Source organism: Gemmobacter denitrificans (assembly GCF_036964905.1).
GTDB classification, from domain to species: Bacteria; Pseudomonadota; Alphaproteobacteria; order Rhodobacterales; family Rhodobacteraceae; genus Gemmobacter; species Gemmobacter denitrificans.
Genome location: NZ_JBALHR010000001.1, coordinates 130,150 through 147,916, shown reverse-complemented (window position 1 = coordinate 147,916; position 17,767 = coordinate 130,150). Strand labels below are relative to the sequence as shown.

Annotated in this window: 15 protein-coding genes; 6 read left to right on the top strand and 9 right to left on the bottom strand. The window is 63.2% G+C overall.

Annotation, left to right across the window (positions count from 1 at the left end):
* Positions 1–58: 58 nt before the first annotated feature.
* The 6 genes from rseP to pyrH all read right to left on the bottom strand — a co-directional run bounded on the left by rseP (position 59) and on the right by pyrH (position 5,681).
* On the bottom strand, positions 59–1,396 hold the full coding sequence (gene rseP, locus V6590_RS00720; RefSeq protein WP_335418042.1) for an RIP metalloprotease RseP: 1,338 nt from the start codon (positions 1,394–1,396) through the stop codon (positions 59–61).
* 35 nt (positions 1,397–1,431) lie between these two features.
* Positions 1,432–2,622, bottom strand: a complete 1,191-nt coding sequence (gene dxr / locus V6590_RS00715) for a 1-deoxy-D-xylulose-5-phosphate reductoisomerase (protein ID WP_335418037.1) — start codon at positions 2,620–2,622, stop codon at positions 1,432–1,434.
* Between the two features lie 5 nt (positions 2,623–2,627).
* Complete coding sequence (locus tag V6590_RS00710) at positions 2,628–3,413, bottom strand: phosphatidate cytidylyltransferase (RefSeq protein ID WP_335418034.1); 786 nt, start codon at positions 3,411–3,413, stop codon at positions 2,628–2,630.
* Complete coding sequence (uppS, locus tag V6590_RS00705) at positions 3,410–4,087, bottom strand: polyprenyl diphosphate synthase (RefSeq protein WP_434063218.1); 678 nt, start codon at positions 4,085–4,087, stop codon at positions 3,410–3,412. Before uppS ends, V6590_RS00710 begins: the two co-directional genes overlap by 4 nt.
* 127 nt (positions 4,088–4,214) lie before the next feature.
* Positions 4,215–4,781 carry a ribosome recycling factor gene (frr, locus tag V6590_RS00700; RefSeq protein ID WP_335418028.1) on the bottom strand — a complete coding sequence of 189 codons (567 nt, stop codon included), beginning with the start codon at positions 4,779–4,781 and terminating at the stop codon, positions 4,215–4,217.
* Between the two features lie 165 nt (positions 4,782–4,946).
* Positions 4,947–5,681: a UMP kinase gene (gene pyrH / locus V6590_RS00695; protein WP_335418026.1), complete on the bottom strand. Its 735-nt coding sequence runs from the start codon at positions 5,679–5,681 to the stop codon at positions 4,947–4,949.
* Positions 5,682–5,730: 49 nt separating this feature from the next.
* On the opposite strand from pyrH, the gene miaA reads away from it, so the two are divergent.
* The 6 genes from miaA (at position 5,731) to V6590_RS00665 (ending at position 14,100) form a co-directional block, all read left to right on the top strand.
* Positions 5,731–6,711, top strand: a complete 981-nt coding sequence (gene miaA / locus V6590_RS00690; RefSeq protein ID WP_335418022.1) for a tRNA (adenosine(37)-N6)-dimethylallyltransferase MiaA — start codon at positions 5,731–5,733, stop codon at positions 6,709–6,711.
* Positions 6,712–6,899: 188 nt separating this feature from the next.
* Complete coding sequence (locus tag V6590_RS00685; protein ID WP_335418018.1) at positions 6,900–7,697, top strand: AraC family transcriptional regulator; 798 nt, start codon at positions 6,900–6,902, stop codon at positions 7,695–7,697.
* A gap of 244 nt (positions 7,698–7,941) precedes the next feature.
* Positions 7,942–9,576 carry an ABC transporter substrate-binding protein gene (locus V6590_RS00680; protein WP_335418014.1) on the top strand — a complete coding sequence of 545 codons (1,635 nt, stop codon included), beginning with the start codon at positions 7,942–7,944 and terminating at the stop codon, positions 9,574–9,576.
* A 113-nt stretch (positions 9,577–9,689) separates the two neighbouring features.
* Positions 9,690–10,736, top strand: coding sequence for an ABC transporter permease (locus V6590_RS00675; protein WP_335418011.1), 1,047 nt, complete (start codon positions 9,690–9,692; stop codon positions 10,734–10,736).
* A gap of 13 nt (positions 10,737–10,749) precedes the next feature.
* Complete coding sequence (locus V6590_RS00670; protein WP_335418008.1) at positions 10,750–11,940, top strand: ABC transporter permease; 1,191 nt, start codon at positions 10,750–10,752, stop codon at positions 11,938–11,940.
* A gap of 81 nt (positions 11,941–12,021) precedes the next feature.
* Positions 12,022–14,100: a dipeptide ABC transporter ATP-binding protein gene (locus V6590_RS00665; protein WP_335418005.1), complete on the top strand. Its 2,079-nt coding sequence runs from the start codon at positions 12,022–12,024 to the stop codon at positions 14,098–14,100.
* Between the two features lie 53 nt (positions 14,101–14,153).
* Here V6590_RS00665 and der read toward each other — a convergent pair whose 3' ends face one another.
* From der to V6590_RS00650, 3 genes are all read right to left on the bottom strand, one after another.
* Positions 14,154–15,620, bottom strand: a complete 1,467-nt coding sequence (gene der / locus V6590_RS00660) for a ribosome biogenesis GTPase Der (protein WP_335418001.1) — start codon at positions 15,618–15,620, stop codon at positions 14,154–14,156.
* A gap of 61 nt (positions 15,621–15,681) precedes the next feature.
* Positions 15,682–17,025, bottom strand: a complete 1,344-nt coding sequence (locus V6590_RS00655) for an outer membrane protein assembly factor BamB family protein (RefSeq protein ID WP_335417998.1) — start codon at positions 17,023–17,025, stop codon at positions 15,682–15,684.
* A gap of 45 nt (positions 17,026–17,070) precedes the next feature.
* Positions 17,071–17,718, bottom strand: a complete 648-nt coding sequence (locus tag V6590_RS00650; RefSeq protein ID WP_335417994.1) for a hypothetical protein — start codon at positions 17,716–17,718, stop codon at positions 17,071–17,073.
* Positions 17,719–17,767: the final 49 nt, after the last annotated feature.

Here is a 17,767-nt window from a genome sequence, read left to right as displayed (position 1 = left end):
TCCCCACGATGCCCATCTAGCAGGCGAATGTGGCACGATTGGGGCGCAGAACCAGCGATCAGCAGAAGATCAGATCATTGCCCAGACCAAAGACCATCAGGCCCAGAAGCAAGGAAAGCCCCACAGTCATCAACACCCGCATTGCCCCATCCGAAGGAGGCTTGCCGGTGACGGCCTCATAGGCGTGAAACACCAGATGCCCCCCATCCAGCACGGGAATGGGAAACAGGTTCATCAACCCCACCGCCGCCGACAACATGGCTATGAACCAGATGAAACTTTCGCCCCCCATTGAGGCGGCAGCCCCCGAAGCACGCGCGATCCCGACCGGGCCTTGCAGATTGCAATGCGAAATGCCGCCGGTCACCATATGCCACAAACCTGAGAGGCTGGTGGAAACAACAGCCCCGAGTTGCTGCACACCCAATTGAATTCCCTCAAAGGGGCCTGCGCTGCGCGTTGCGGGCACGAAAACCAGACCACCATTCAACCCCAGAAGCCATCGGGTTTCAAAACCACCCTCCGGCAAGGGCAGATCGCGGCGCTGCGGGATGATGTTCAGGTCGATCTGCGCGCCTTCCCGTTCTACCGTCAGCACCGCAGGCTTGCCACCTGTCGCCTCGACCATCGCCGGCATATCGCCAAAGGCCATGACCGGTTGGCCATTGATGGCACGGATGTAATCGCCGGGCTGCACCCCGGCATCGGCGGCCGCACTGATTGGCTGGACGGAATCGACAAGTGGCGGAAAGGGATAGGGCCCCTGAACCACCTGTTCAGCCCCGCTCCGCGCGACACGATATTCGGTCGAGGTCGCAGGTGGCAGATCGCGCACAACTTCCAGAAAACGCGCCAGATCCGGGGTCTCCTGACCCGCGACAGCCAGAATGCGATCCCCGGGCTGCAGGGCGTCGGCGATGCCCGGCAGGTCTTTCACCTCGCCCACGACGGGATCATCTGTCGCGATCCCGTTGATCCAGAAAAACCCAGCGAAAACAAGGACTGACATGATGAAGTTGAACATCGGCCCCGCGGCCACCGTCGCCGCCCTGGCCCAAAGCGGTGCGCCATGCATCGTGCGGCGGCGTTCGGCGTCAGACAGGCCCGACATCACCTCGCCATCCTTGCCGGACGCCGCATCGGCATCACCCATGAACTTGACGTATCCGCCAAAGGGCAAGGCTGCGATCTGCCAACGGGTGCCGTGGCGATCCACCCGGCTCCACAACACCCGGCCAAAACCCAGGCTGAAGACCTCGGCATGAATGCCCGACCAGCGGCCCACGATGTAATGGCCATATTCATGCACCGCCACGATGATCGAAATGGCGACAATGAAGGCGATCAAGGTCAACGAGGCCGAGCCGAAATCCGGCAGAAAAGTCGAGAGATCCAACGGGTCTTCCTTCTGTCAGCCCGGCAGGCGTGCGGTCAGCCCGCGCGGCGACGGGCCAGGGTTTCGGCGATGCCGGTGGCGATCCTGCGTGCAAGATGGTCAATGGCCAGCACATCCTCAAGACTGCCGGGGGCATTTCCAAGGCCAGACTCGCGCGATTGTGCGGCAAGCGTGTCTTCCACCACGGCGGCCATATCGGCAAAGCCGATGCCACCCGCAATGAAATGATCCAGCGCGATTTCCTTGGCGGCGTTGAACACCGCGCCTGCGCCGCCGCGCAGCGCCATCACCTCGCGCGCAAGGCGCAGGGCAGGATAGCGGATGTCGTCGGGCGCGCGGAAACTGAGCCGGGTCAGCCCTGCGAAATCCAGCCGCGCCACGGGCAATGCCTCGCGCGAAGGCCAGTTCAGGGCATAGCCGATGGCATGGCGCATATCGGCCACGCCCAGATGCGCCATGATCGCCCCATCGCGAAAGCCGACCATGGAATGAATGATGCTTTCGGGGTGGATGATCACTTCCACCTGTTCCGGGGCGACACCGAAATATTCGCGGGTTTCAATGACTTCCAGCGCCTTGTTGAACATCGAGGCACTGTCGATCGTAATGCGCGGCCCCATGGACCAGTTGGGATGGGCCAGCGCCTCGGCCACGGTGGCATGTTGCAGCCGTTCCAGCGGCCAGTCGCGCAGCGCGCCCCCCGAAGCCGTCAGGATGATGCGTTCGACCGCCGTGATGTCTTCGCCCGCAAGCGCCTGAAAGATCGCGCTATGTTCGCTGTCTACCGGCAGGATGCGGGCCTTGTGGCGCGCGGCCTCGGCCAGCAGCAGCGGGCCTGCCGTCACCAGGCTTTCCTTGTTGGCCAATGCCAGCGTGCCGCCATGGCGCAAGGCACGAAAGCCTGGCGCAAGTCCCGCCGCCCCGACAATGCCCGACATGACCCAATCCGCAGGGCGGTCTGCGACCTCCAGCAAGGCAGCGGCACCGGCAGCGACCGTAACCCCGCTGCCCGCCAATGCCGCGCGCAGATCGGGCAGCAATTCGTCATGGGCGGTCACGGCGATTTCGGCCTGCAGGGCGCGGGCCATTTCGGCCAGCCGGGCGATGTTGCGCCCGCCGGTCAGGGCGATGGTGCGATACCGCTCCGGCCCACCCTGCCGCATCAGCAGGTCGAAGGTGCTTTCCCCGATCGAGCCGGTGGCGCCAAAGACCGAAACCCGCCGCATCCTAATCAGACCTTTGCAAAGGGCAACCCGCCCAGATGGGCCAGCAGCACGGCCAGCACCACGGCGAAGGCCAGCGCATCAAAGCGATCCAGCACACCCCCATGCCCCGGGATCAGATGCGAGCTGTCCTTCACGCCGGCACGGCGCTTGATGGCGCTTTCGGCAATGTCACCCAACTGCCCGGCAAAGGCCAGAAAGGGCGAAAGCCAGATCGCAGCGCTATTGGCCCAGCCGCCGAACCAGAACCCAAGCCCCACCAGACCCGCACCAATCCATCCTGCAATGGTGCCCGACCAGGTTTTCTTGGGGCTGACCTTCGGCCAGAATTTCGGCCCGCCAAGCGCGCGACCCGCGAAATAGCCCATGACATCCGAAGCCACGACGACCAGCACCAGCCAGAGGATCACCACCACACCGAACCCGTCTCGCAAGACGATCAGGCCAAGCCCGGTCAGCATGATGACCAGCGCATAGGCCGACCAGACAGCGCGGTCGCGGCGCGGCAGCGCATTGCCGGCCAGCGAGGGGATCAGCAACAGGAACAACCAGCCAAGACCCGGCAGCAGTTTGATCGCCAACAGGCAGATCGCCGCAATCCCCCCCAGAACCGGGGCAGGCATGGCGCCCGGGCTTTCGGTCATCCGGGCCAGTTCCCAGATCATGAAGCCGGTGGCGATGATGACCAGCGCCGCAAAATTCCAGCCGCCCAGCCAGATTTCAGCCCCGCCCACGGCAATCAGCACCAAGGCAGACAGCAGCCGGGTGCGCAGATCGCTCCAATCCGCGCTCATGCGCCGACAACCCCGCCAAAGCGGCGCTCACGATGGCCAAAGCGACCCACGATCTTTGCCAGTTCGGCTGGCGTGAAATCGGGCCAGAGTGTCGGGGTGAAATCATATTCGGCATAGGCCGTCTGCCAGGGCAGGAAGTTTGAGGTCCGCGTCTCGCCGCTGGTGCGGATCACCAGATCCGGGTCAGGCAGATCGGCGGTATCCAGATGCTGGCTGATCAGCTGGTCGGTCACCTGTTCGGGTTTCAGAAGGCCCGCAGCAATCGCATGGGCAATGTCACGCGTGGCGCGGGTGATTTCGTCCCTGCCGCCATAATTGATGGCAATGGTGAAATTCAGCCGGTCATAGGCGGCCGTGCGCGATTCAATCCCGGCCATCAGGCGCTGCAATTTCGGATCAAGGCGCGACCGATCCCCGATGAACCGCATGCGCACCGATTCCGCCGCCAGCCGGTCGGCCTCGCGCTCGATATAGCGGGCAAAGATTGCCATCAGGCCCAGCACCTCTTCGGTGGAGCGTTTCCAGTTTTCGGTGGAAAACGCATAGACCGTCAGCCAGCGAATGCCGAGATCGGGCGCACAACGCACGATTTCCTTCACCCGTTCGGCCCCCTTGCGATGGCCCACCAGACGCGGCCAGCCGCGTTCGGTGGCCCATCGGCCATTGCCGTCCATGATGATGGCAACATGCTCGGCGCGGCGACCGGAACCGGCTTCGGCGGCGTTTACGGAAGAGGGGCTGGGGGCCAAGATCAGACTCCGTCGCGGATCGGGACGCGGGGAAAGGGGATCATGCAAGTCCTCAGACCTGCATGATTTCCTGCTGCTTGGTTTCCAGAAGCTTGTCCACCAGCACGATATGCTTGTCGGTCAGGTCCTGAACTTCGTCCTGCCACATCTTCTGATCGTCTTCGCCCATGCCGGCGGCCTTGGCCTTCTTGATCTGATCCATCCCGTCGCGGCGCACATTGCGAATGGCGATCTTGGCGCTTTCGGCATATTGCGCGGCGACCTTGGTCAGTTCGCGGCGGCGCTGTTCGTTCAGTTCGGGGATCGGCAGGCGGATCAGCGGCCCATCGGTCACCGGGTTGATACCCAGCCCGCTTTCGCGGATTGCCTTTTCCACCTTGGAAATCATGCCCTTGTCCCACACATTGATCACCACCATGCGCGGTTCCGGCACGTTCACGGTACCCAGTTGGTTGATCGGCGTCATCTGGCCATAGGCATCGACCTGGATCGGATCGAGGATCTGGGCCGAGGCGCGGCCCGTGCGCAGCGAGGCGAATTCCATCTTCAGCGCCGCAAGCGCGCCATCCATCCGGCGCTCGATGGCGTCAAGGTCGATATCGAGATCGTCAGCAGACATTGCAGTCCTCATTTTTCTTGGCAGGCAGGTCGTGATGCAGGCCGGTCAATTCTTGCGCGAACGCTTCGCCGCTCTATAGCAGGCTGGCCCGCGCATGGATACCGGGGTTTCGGTGGATCGGCAGGGCCTTGCCCGTGCCCGGATCGGGCAGAGGGGCTGCGACGTTCAGCCCTGAACGGTGGTATAGGTGCCCTGCCCCGCAAGGATGCCACGGAAACCACCGGGTTCATCCAGCGAAAAGACGATGATCGGCAGATCATTGTCACGCGCCAGGGCAATGGCGCTGGCATCCATCACGCCCAGATGCTTGGCCAGACATTCATCATAGCTGACCTTGTCATAGCGTTTGGCATCAGCGTGCTTCTTCGGGTCCTTGTCATAGACCCCATCAACCTTGGTGCCCTTGAAGATCGCCTCGCAGGCCATTTCATTGGCGCGGAGCGTGGCGGCGGTATCGGTGGTGAAATAGGGGTTGCCGGTGCCGGCTGCAAAGATGCAGACCCGCTTCTTCTCCAGATGGCGGACGGCGCGGCGGCGGATATAGGGCTCGCAGACCTGATCCATCGGGATGGCCGAGATGACGCGTGTGAAGACGCCGAGCTGTTCGAGCGCCGATTGCATGGCCAGCGCGTTCATCACGGTGGCGAGCATGCCCATGTAATCGGCGGTGGTGCGCTCCATCCCCTGTGCCGAACCGGCCAGGCCGCGGAAGATATTGCCGCCACCGATCACCATGCAGACCTCGACGCCCATGTCGCGCACCGATTTCACCTCGGCGGCGATGCGGGCCACGGTGGGCGGATGCAGGCCAAAGCCCTGATCGCCCATCAGCGCCTCACCCGAGATTTTCAGCATGACACGGCTGTATTTCAGGGGCGGATGCGCGGTCTCGGCGGTCATGGGGGAACCTTTTTGGGTCTGGTTGTGGCGTGATTGTTCGGGCGCTCGGATGGCACCCGTGTTGACTGCAGCGCAAAATGTCGGAAAACGCGGGCAGGATCAACCGCTCACCGGCGCTTTGCCGGGGCTGTTGGCGGAAAGCGGGGATGCAAGGGTGGAAAAGCTGCTGCAAGGCCTGTCGGCAGAACGGCCCGTGCTGATTGCCGGGCCCACCGCCAGCGGCAAATCGGCGCTGGCGCTGGAGATCGTGGCACGACAAGGCGGGATCATCGTCAACGCGGATGCGCTGCAGGTTTATGGCTGCTGGCGGCTGCTGACAGCGCGGCCCTCGGCAGCCGAGGAAGCGGCGGCGCCCCATCGGCTCTATGGGCATGTCGAGCGCGATCAGGACTATTCGGTCGGCCATTGGCTGCGTGATCTGCGCGCAGTGCTGGCCGAGGGGCCGCGCCCGGTGATCGTGGGAGGCACCGGGCTTTACTTCATGGCGCTGACCGAAGGGCTGGCCGAAATCCCGCCGATCCCGCCCGAGGTACGGGCCGAAGGCGATGCGCTGCGACACGGCGACCCTTCTGCGATGGTGGCGGCGCTGGATGCGGAAACGGCGGCGCGCACCGATCTGGCCAATCTGGCGCGGGTGCAGCGCGCATGGGAGGTGCAACGCGCCACCGGGCGCGGGCTGGCCGACTGGCAGAAGGCAACGCCTGCCCCACTGCTGCCGCCCGAACAGGCCGACTGTCTGGTGCTGCGCCCCGATGTCGATTGGCTCAATGCCCGGATCGACCGCCGTTTCGATCAGATGATGGCAGAAGGCGCGCTGGAGGAAGTGCGCGCCGAATGGCCGCATTGGCAGCCTGAGCGGCCTTCGGCGCGCGCCATCGGTGCACCGGAACTGGTGGCCCATCTTGAAGGCCGTCTGCCCCTGGATGAAGCGATCGCTGCAGCCAAGCTGGCGTCGCGCCAATATGCCAAACGCCAGCGCACATGGTTCCGGTCGCGCATGGGCGCGTGGCAAACGGTCAAATTGTTGTAAAATGTAAATTCACAGCCTTATCCACCGGCTTATCCACATATTTAGGTGTGATTGAGCCAAGGCCGCGACAGTTTCACGCCTTTGCCATCTTTTCGCTTGGGTCCGGGGGCAAGGCCGGTTTATCTGGGCATGTCGCCGAGTGAACCTGTTGTCGTCTGCCCTCAGCCACCGCCGGAAAGACCTACCCGATGAATGAGCAAAATCCCGTCTCGCAACTGCGTCTGGTGGCGATTCCGCGCCTGGCCGCCGGTGGTCGCTGGCGGGTTGAGGCCATGCGGGCCTATTCCGAACCCTGCCTGCTGTGGTTCACCAAGGGCCAGGGCCGAATCACCTTGGCCGGATCGACCCGTGGCTATACCGCGAATAATGCGATCTTCATTCCGCCCGGCGTCATGCATGGGTTCGAGGTCGGCCCGCAGGTCTTCGGCACCGCTGTCTTCTTTGGCAAGGATACCGACATCACCCTGCCGAAGGAACCGCATCACCTGCGCATCCGCGAAACCTTTGCCGCGCAGGAAATGAACATCACGCTGGACGCCATTCTGCGCGAGATGGACAGTTCCAGCCCTGCCAATGACCGGGCGACACTGCATTACCTTGGGCTGCTGGGCGTCTGGCTGGAGCGGCAGATCGCCAAGGCTGCGCCCGATGTGCAAAAGCCCGATGCTGCCAAGCGGCTGGTGGCGCGCTATACCAGCCTTCTGGAAAAGGAATTCCGGTCGGGCATGGGGGTCGCGGAATTTGCGGCCAAACTCGGGGTCACCCCCACCCATCTGACCCGTTGCTGCAAACAGGCCTGCGGGCGGCCCGCCAGCGCATTGCTGCATGACCGGCTGATTTTCGAGGCCCGCCGCTTGCTGACCGAAACCGATCTGCCGGTGGGCTTCATCGCATCCAGCCTCGGCTTTACTTCGCCCGCTTATTTCACCCGCGCCTTTCAGCATCAGGTCGGCAAGTCGCCGTCGGCTTTCCGCCGCGCGCCCTGAACCCGAGTGATTCCGTTTTAACGGAACTGCTTTGCCCGCTGCGATGGCTTTCGCTGGGCAAATACCAAGATTACGTCCCCTTGTGTCGCAAACAGACATAGAACCGCGCAAAGCGGGCGTTGACGTATGGGCGAAAACAGGGCGCAATGGCGAAACAGTCAAACTTCAAGAGCGGGGGCCGCCGGATCGGCCGCCAAAACCGCCAGACCGGAATGCGCATAACCAAACTGTCAGGGAGTTGAAGATGATCCACCACAAGCCGCTGCACCACGCCGCCCTCGGCTATGCCGATGAGGTGCGTGCGGGCACGCTGTCTCGCCGCGAATTTCTGACCCGCACCACCGCGCTTGGCGTGTCTGCTGCTGCGGCCTATGGGCTGCTCGGTGCCGCGCTGCCCACCCCGGCCCTGGCCCAGGAAACCCCGGTCGCCGGTGGCACGCTGCGGATGAACATGGAAACCCGCGCGCTGAAAGACCCGCGCACCTGGGATTGGTCGGAACTGGCGAACTTCGCCCGTGGCTGGCTGGAATACCTGGTGCAGTATAACAGCGACGGTTCGTTCGAAGGCCGCCTGCTGGAAAGCTGGACTGCCAATGACAACGCCACCGAATACACGCTCAATGTCCGCAAGGGTGTGACCTGGAACAATGGCGATGCCTTCACCGCCGATGACGTTGTCCACAACATCGAGCGCTGGTGCGATGCCGGGGTTGAAGGCAACTCGATGGCAGCGCGCATGGGCGGTCTGGTCGATGAGACCACCAAGAAAGTACGCGCCGGTGCCGTGACCAAGGTTGATGACCACACGGTCAAGCTGGTTCTGCCGGCGCCCGATATTTCGATCATCGCGGGTATGGCCGACTATCCCGCCGCCATCGTGCACAAATCCTATGACAATGGCGATCCGGCCGCCAATCCGATCGGCACCGGCCCCTACCTGCCCGAAACCAACGAAGTGGGCGTAAAGCAGGTGTTGGTGAAGAATGCCAACCACAAGTGGTGGGGCGAAGGTGCCTGGCTCGACCGGATCGAATATATCGATTACGGCACCGATCCGGCTGCTGTCGTCGCCGCTGCGGAATCGGGCGAGATTGACGCCACCTACCGCACCGAGGGCGATTTCGTTTCGGTCTTCGATGGTCTGGGCTGGGGCAAATCGGAAGCCATCACCGCAGGCACGCTGGCCGTGCGCTTCCACCACGCCGCTGCACCCTATGACAATGTTGAAGTGCGCAAGGCGCTGCAGCTTGCCGTGGACAACAAGGTCGTGCTGGAACTGGGCTATGCCGGTCTGGGCCAGGTCGCGGAAAACCACCATGTCTGCCCGATCCATCCGGAATACGCCGAACTTCCGCCGCTGACCGTCGATCCTGCCGCGGCCAAGGCCGCGCTGGACGCCGCCGGCCACGGCGCGACCGAGTTTGAGCTGATCTCGCTGGATGATAACTGGCAGGCCGCCACCTGTGATGCCGTCGCCGCGCAGATGCGCGATGCCGGGATCAATGTGAAGCGGACCATCCTGCCGGGTTCGACCTTCTGGAACGACTGGCTGAAATACCCGTTCTCGGCCACCGAATGGAACATGCGCCCGCTGGGTGTGCAGATCCTGCAGCTGGCCTACAAGTCGGGCGTGGCATGGAACGAAACCGCCTTCTCGAACGAAGAGTTCGACGCCAAGCTGGCCGAGGCGCTGGCCATTCTGGATGCCGACAAGCGGCGCGAAGTGATGGTGCGGCTGGAGCAGATCATGCAAGAGCAGGGCGTGCTGATCCAGCCCTACTGGCGCTCGCTCTATCGCCACATGACCGACAAAGTGAAGGGCGCCGAAATGCACCCGACCTTTGAACATCACCACTACAAGTGGTGGATGGCTGCCTGATCGGCTGACTGACTGGCGCGCGCGGCCACTGGCGCGCGCGCCTTTCCATTTTCGTGGTGGGCACATCTGATGCCCGCGCCCCTTTCTCCTTTGCGTGGAAAGGCCCGTTTCCTATGGCCAAATTCCTGTTCCGTCGCCTGTTCACCATGATTGCCACGGCCTTGTGCCTGACCTTTCTGGTGTTCCTGCTGACCAACCTTGCCCCCAACCTGGAAAAAATCGCCAAGTCCGAGGCCGGAAGCCGGATTTCGGATGCCGAAGTGGCCAGTTGGCTTGAAAAGAACGGCTATGCCCGCCCTGCCCTGTTGCGGTATGGCGAATGGCTGGGCGTTGTGCCGGGCTGGACCCACACGGCCGAGGATGGCACGGTGACAGGCCGCTGCATCCCGCGCGGCAGCGACGCGGCACTGGCCCCGCGCTATTGCGGCATCCTGCAGGGTGACTGGGGCTGGTCGAACGTATTCAAGCAGCCGGTGTCAGAGATCATCGCGGTGCGGCTTGGGCTGACGGGCTGGCTGATGATGTCGGTCATGCTGCTGATGGTGCCGGTATCGCTGTTGATCGGGGTTCTGGCCGGGATGCGCGAAGGGTCAAAGACCGACCGCACTCTCTCCACCTTCTCCATCGCCACCACCGCGACACCGGAATATGTGTCGGGCGTGCTGTTCATCACCATCTTTGCCTCATCCGTCACCGGGTTGAAATGGTTCAAGGGGTCGGCCACCAGCGCGATGGATGATATCACCTTTGAAAACTTTTTCCTGCCAGTGCTGACCATCGCGCTTTACGGGATTGGCTATATCGCCAGGATGACCCGCGCCTCGATGACCGAGGTGATGACGGCGCAATACATCCGCACGGCGCTGCTCAAGGGTCTGTCGTTCCGGCAGGTGGTGATCCGTCATGCGCTGCGCAATGCGCTGATCGCCCCATTCACCGTGATTATGCTGCAATTCCCATGGCTGCTGAATGGTGTTGTGATCGTGGAAACACTGTTCAATTACAAAGGCTTTGGCTGGACACTGGTGCAGGCTGCCGGGAACAACGACATCAATCTTCTGCTGGGCTGTTCGGTTGTCGCTGTAATGGTGGTGCTGATCACGCAGCTGATTTCCGATCTGGGCTATGCCTGGCTGAACCCGCGTATCCGGTTGTCGTGAAAGGGCAAGACCTATGGAAAACCTGACCGCCCTTCAAATCACCACTGCGATCATCGGCCAGTTCTGGCCGGTCTGGCTGGCACTGGCGGTGACCTTTGCGCTGTCGATCCGCTTCAAGCGCCGTCTGGGCCTTTATGGCAAGCTGTTTGACAGCCCGGTGGGCATGACCGGCTTTGCCATCGTGATGTTCTGGGTCTTTACCGCGATCTTTGCCTCGCTCATCATTACCCATGATCCGCTGACCCAGTTGTCGGGCATGAAGAACGCCTGGCCCGGCGCGGCGGTGAAGAATCCCGGCGAAGGCATCTATCAGCACTATCTGCTGGGCGGCGACAACCTGGCCCGCGATGTGTTTTCGCGCATGGTGATGGGAGCGCAATCGGTGCTGTCAATCGCGCCTGCCGCCACCGCCTTTGCCTTCATGGTCGGGATCACGCTGGGCCTGCCCGCGGGCTATTTCGGTGGGCGGCTCGATACATCGCTAAGCTTTGCTGCCAATCTCGTGCTGGCTTTCCCGGTGATCCTGCTGTTCTACCTGCTGGTCACCCCCGAAATTCAGGCAGCAGGCCCGGCCATTCTGGGCTGGCGTGCGTCAATCCCCAACGTTCTGGCGGCGGTGCTCTTTGCCTTTCCCATCGTGTTCTTCACCATCCTGTGGAATTCGCGCTTCTTCACCAACCCGCGCCAGCGCAACATCTATGTGGGCATCACACTGGCCCTAGGGCTGTGGGTCTATATCGGGCTGGCCTTCAATGCCGATCCCACTGGCATCTGGGCGATGGAGCCGAACCTGCTGAACGTCTTTGTGTCTGTGGTGTTCGTGAATGCGCCGACGGTGTTTCGCATCGTGCGCGGCATCGTGATGGATATCAAATCGCGCGATTATGTGGCGGCGGGGCAGACCCGGGGCGAAGGGCCATGGTACATCATGCTGTGGGAAATCCTGCCCAATGCGCGCGGGCCACTGATCGTCGATTTCTGCCTGCGCATCGGCTATACCACCATCCTGCTGGGAACGCTGGGCTTCTTTGGTCTGGGTGTGTCGCCCGAAAGCCCGGATTGGGGATCAACCATCAATTCCGGGCGCAAGCTTCTGTCGCAATTCCCCCATCCGGCCCTTGTGCCCGCGCTGGCCCTGATGAGCCTTGTGCTGGGCCTGAACCTGCTGGCCGACGGGCTGCGCGAGGAAAGCCTGAAGGACTGACCTCGCGTCGCAGCGCCGCAGACATCTCTCACGGGGGGCCATCAGGCCCCCGGTCCCGACCCCAACCAAGCGAGAACCGCCATGGCAGACTGGACCCCCGACCAACCGATCCTTGAAATCGACAATCTGTCGATTTCCTTCTTCACCCGGCTGCGCGAAATCCCGGCGGTGATGGATTTTTCCTGCTCTGTCATGGCGGGCGAGGCCATGGGGCTGGTGGGCGAAAGCGGCTGCGGCAAATCCACCGTGGCGCTGGCCGTGATGCGCTATCTGGGCAAGACGGGCCGGATCACCGAAGGGTCGATCCGCTTCAAGGGCCGTGACCTGACCACCATGTCCGAGGCCGAACTGGCGCGTATCCGTGGCAGTGAAATCGCGATGATCTATCAGGAACCCATGGCCAGCCTGAATCCGGCCATGACCATCGGCGCACAACTGGCCGAAGTGCCGATGATCCATGAAGGCATGTCAAAGGCCGATGCGCTGAAACTGGCCCGGCAGATCGTGGCCGATGTGCGCCTGCCCGACCCTGACAGGATGCTGGCCAGCTATCCGCATCAGCTTTCGGGTGGGCAGCAGCAGCGCATCGTCATTGCCATGGCGCTGATGTCGAAACCGGCGCTGCTGATCCTGGATGAACCCACCACCGCACTGGACGTGACGGTCGAGGCCGGGATCGTCGATCTGGTCAAGGATCTGGGCGAGAAATACGGCACGTCGATGCTGTTCATCAGCCATAACCTTGGGCTCGTGCTGGAAGTTTGTGACCGCATTACCGTGATGTATTCCGGCGAAGCGGTGGAAACCGGCGCCGTGGCCGAAGTGTTCAACACCATGCGCCACCCTTATACGCAGGCCTTGTTCCGGTCGATCCCACTGCCCGGGGCCGACAAGAATTCGCGCCCGCTGGTGGCCATTCCGGGCAATTTCCCGCTGCCGCATGAACGCCCGCAGGGGTGCAATTTCGGGCCGCGTTGCGACTATTTTCAGGATGGTCGCTGCAACGGGGCTGATGTGCCGATGGCCGATGTGGGCCCGCGCCATGAAAGCCGCTGCCTGCGCTGGTCTGAAATCGACTGGGATGCACCGATTGCCGCGCGCAAGACCCATGAAAAGACCCCGGTGGGCGAGGTGGTGCTGCGCATGGAAGACCTGCGCAAATACTATGAAGTAGCCGGCGGTGGCGTCTTTGGCGGCGGCATGAAGAAGGTGGTCAAGGCCAATGAAACCCTGAGCTTCGAGGCCCGCGAAGGCGAAACGCTGGCCATCGTGGGCGAATCCGGCTGTGGCAAATCCACTTTTGCCAAGGTGCTGATGGGGCTGGAAACCGCGACCAGCGGCAAGATCATGCTCTATGATCGCGACATCCAGAATACGCCCATCGAAAAGCGCAATGTCGATACGGTGTCGGGCGTGCAGATGGTGTTCCAGAACCCGTTCGACACGCTGAACCCGTCGATGAGCGTGGGCCGCCAGATCATCCGGGCGCTGGAAATCTTTGGGCAGGGCGCGTCCGATGAAGACCGCAAGCAGCGGATGCTGGAACTCCTTGATCTGGTGAAACTGCCGCGCGCCTTTGCCGACCGGATGCCGCGCCAGCTTTCGGGCGGGCAAAAGCAGCGGGTGGGCATCGCCCGCGCCTTTGCGGGCGGCGCCAAGGTGGTGGTGGCGGATGAACCAGTTTCGGCGCTGGATGTTTCGGTGCAAGCGGCGGTGACCGATCTGCTGATGGATATTCAGCGCGAGAACCGCACCACGCTTCTGTTCATCAGCCATGACCTGTCGATCGTGCGGTATCTGTCAGACCGGGTGATGGTGATGTATCTGGGGCATGTGGTGGAAATGGGCAGCACCGATCAGGTGTTCCAGCCGCCCTATCACCCCTATACCGAGGCGCTGCTGTCTGCCGTGCCGATTGCCGATACCCATGTGAAGAAGAACCGCATCGTGCTGGAGGGCGATATCCCTTCGGCGATGAACCCGCCACCGGGCTGCCCGTTCCAGACGCGCTGCCGCTGGAAATCGCAGGTTCCGGGTGGGCTATGCGAACGCGAGGTGCCGCCGATCCGCGATCTGGCTTCGGGCCATCAGATCAAGTGCCACCTTCCTGCCGAGGTATTTGCCACGATGGAGCCGGTGATCCAGATCGCGGCGGAATAGCGCGCCACGGCCCGCCCAAATGCGAAAGGCCGCCCTTCGGGGCGGCCTTTTCATCAATCCTTGCGGCCTTCGATATGCTTGCGCAAGCGGCTCGGCGTGTGGAACTTGCGATCCTTGAACGGGTTCTTCTCGCCCTGCCCGCGAAAGGTGACGCGGATCGGTGTTCCCGGCATGTCGAAATGATCGCGCAAGCCGTTCACCAGATAGCGGCGATAGCTTTCGGGCATCAGATCGGGATGCGAACACATCACCACAAAGCCCGGCGGACGGGTCTTCACCTGGGTCATGTAACGCAGCTTGATGCGGCGGCCCTGCGGGGCGGGCGGCGGATGCGCCTCGGTCATCGCGCTGAGCCAGGTGTTCAGCCGCGCCGTCGTGATGCGGCGGTTCCAGACATCATGCGCCTTGAGGATGGCCGCGTGCAGGCGATCAAGCCCGCGGCCCGTCTTGGCCGAAACGGTCACCATCGGCGCCCCGCGCAATTGCGGCAGCAGGCGTTCGAACATCTCTTTCAGTTCGGCCAGCTTTTCCTGCTTCTCGTCTTCAAGATCCCATTTGTTCACCGCCACCACGACGGCGCGGCCTTCGGTTTCCGCGAAATCGGCAATCCGCAGGTCCTGAGTTTCAAACGGGATTTCGACATCCAGCAAAACAACGACCACCTCGGCGAAACGCACGGCACGGATACCATCGGCCACCGACAGCTTTTCCAGCTTGTCATTGATCCGCGCCTTCTTGCGCATCCCGGCCGTATCGAAAATGCGCGTGGGCGTGCCCATCCATTCGGTGCGCACCGAAATCGCATCGCGGGTGATGCCCGCCTCGGGGCCTGTCAACAACCGGTCATAGCCAAGGATCTTGTTGATCAGCGTCGATTTTCCGGCATTGGGCCGCCCGATCACCGCGATCTGCAGCGGGCGCTTTGCGGTGGGCTTGTGCGCCTCAAGATCGGCCTCTTCCTCGGCCTCGGCCTCGGTCACATCGACATCGACCACCGGGGCATCTTCGGCCGCGCGTTCGGCAAAGCCTTCGGCATGGGGGCGCAGGATGTGGTAAAGGTCTTCCATCCCTTCGCCATGTTCGGCAGACAGCCGGACCGGCTCACCCAGACCCAGCCCCCAGGCCTCGATCGCGCCGGCATCGCCGGCCTTGCCTTCGGCCTTGTTCACGCCAAGGATCACGGTGGCCCCCCGCTTGCGCAGGATATCGGCAAACACCTCGTCTGACGGAGTAACCCCCACCCGGCCATCAATCAGGAACAGGCAGATATCGGCCATATCGACAGCGCGTTCCGTCAGCCGCCGCATCCGGCCCTGCAGGCTGTCATCGGTGACCTCTTCCAGCCCTGCCGTGTCGATCACGGTAAAGCGCAGGTCCATCAGCCGGGCATCGCCTTCGCGCAGGTCGCGGGTCACGCCGGGCTGGTCATCGACCAGTGCCAGCTTGCGGCCCACCAGACGGTTGAACAGCGTGGATTTGCCGACATTGGGACGGCCGACAATGGCGAGTGTAAAGGTCATCTCTGCCCTCCGGGGGCGCGGGTCATACAGGTCAAGCGGACGGCCTTACACCGGATCGGCCTCAACGGAAAGCGTGAAGTTGCCCGTTGGTGCCGACGACCAGCAGCATCCCCCCGGCCAGTGCCGGTTGCGCCGCAGCCCCGCCGGGAATTTCTGCCGTCGCGACCAGCGTGCCATCGGAGGGCGAAAACAGCCGCAGCACACCATCGCCAGACGCAACTGCAATCCGACCGCCTGCCAGAACCGGGCCATAATGCGGCGTCACGCGCAGGCGTTTCTTGGTCTTGGCCTTTTCGAAATAGGGCATTTCCACCGACCAGATACGCTCGCCCGTCGTGGCATCAAGACGGACCAGGCGGGCCTCGTCATTGACCAGGAACACCGAACCGCCCACCACCAGAACCGGCCCTTGCGCCCCTTCGGGTGCAACCCAGACCGTCTGGCCAGCGGTATCGAGCGCATAGGTGCGCCCGGCCATATTGCCCACATAGATGCGATCACCCGCCACAACCGGATCGCCGGTCAGATCGGTGATCCCGGCATAGCCCTTGCCCAGCCGGTTGCCGACGACATTGGCCCCCCAGGACCGCGTGCCCCCTGCCTTGAGCGCCGAGACAAGCTCGCCCGAAACCATCGGGAACAGCACCGATCCATCCATCACCGCAGGGGCGGAGGACCCGACAACCCCAAGCGCGGCATCGCTGCCCGGCACTTGCCAGCGCACCTTGCCATCGGTGGTTTCAACCGCCCAGGCCGAGCCATCGCGGCCGACCACATAGACGGTATTGCCTTCCACCGCCGGGGCACCGGCGACCGAGGCCCCCAGACGTTGCCGCCACAGGATGCGCCCCGAGGCCCCTTCCACGGCGATCAACTCGCCATAGACCGTGGCAATGAACACCTTGCCCCCGCCATAGGCCAGCCCGCCCCCCGAAATCTCGGACGCGCGGTCGGTGGCCGGGGTCAGATCGATGGACCATTGCACCGCCCCGTTCAACCCGGTGGCCTGCAGCCCGGCATTGGCATCCAGCGTATAGATGCGGTCATCGCCCACAACGGGAGCAGCCGAGATGCGGTTGCGGCGGCTGGAGCCTGTACCGATCGCCACGCTCCACACCCGCTGCGGTGCCGCTGACAGCGCGCCATGCGGCGACAGATGACGGGCATTGCCGGCGCGGTGTGTCCATTCGGCATTGGCCTGGGCGGCGGGCAAGGCGATGGGCCGCGCTGCATTCACCACCTGCGCCGTCGGGTCGCTGGGCCGGGGATTGGTTTCGCTGGGCTGGCTGGCCTCAAGATCGACACGGGTGCCAAAGCGTTCACCCGGCAGGATGACCTCTTTCTCGCAGGCGGCCAGCAGCGCCACAAGGGCAAGGCCGGATACGGCGGATTTCAGCAGCGTCACGGTATCACTCCCGGTCAGGCAAAAGGCGTGGTGGGACAGCGCAAATCAGCCCTGCGCCGGATCGCCGCCAAGGGCCACAATCATCTGGCTGGCCCGGTTGCGCAAGCCCCCGGGGGCCTCGGCATCCGAGACAAGCGCACGCAGGCTGGCAATGGCCGCATCGGTCTGGCCTTCCTCGATCAGAAGATAGGCCAGTTGTTCTGATGCCATCACCCGGAACACCCGGCCCGGCTGGGCCAAAGGTTCCAGCGCGGCGCGGCGATCGGCCAGCGGTATATCAGCGCCCTGCAGGGCGCTCCGGCGCAGGACGGCCAGATCGCGCCAGACCTGCGGCAGGCTGGCATCATTCGCCACCTTGTCCAATGCGGCCAGTGCTGCCGCCCGGTCGCGCGCCGGATCAGATGCCAGCATCAGATCGCGCAACGCAACCTGTTCACCATCGGCAGGCACGGCTGCCAGGGCGGCGCTGCGGGCTTCGGGCGTGTCGGCCTCCAGCGCCGTCAGCAGCGCATCCCCAAAGGCCTGCGCCCGCGCTGCGGCGCTGGCACGCTGCCATTCCGTCCAGGCGGCGCCCCCGACCACGGCCAGCACCAGCACGACGCCGATCCAGCCATATTTGCGGAACATCGCGAAAAGCTTGTCGCGGCGCACCTCTTCGGTGACTTCGTCGATGAAACTTTCGGGGTTGCTCACCGGTCTCTCCCATTCTTTGTGCTGTCTTACACGCAAGGCCAAGGGCTTG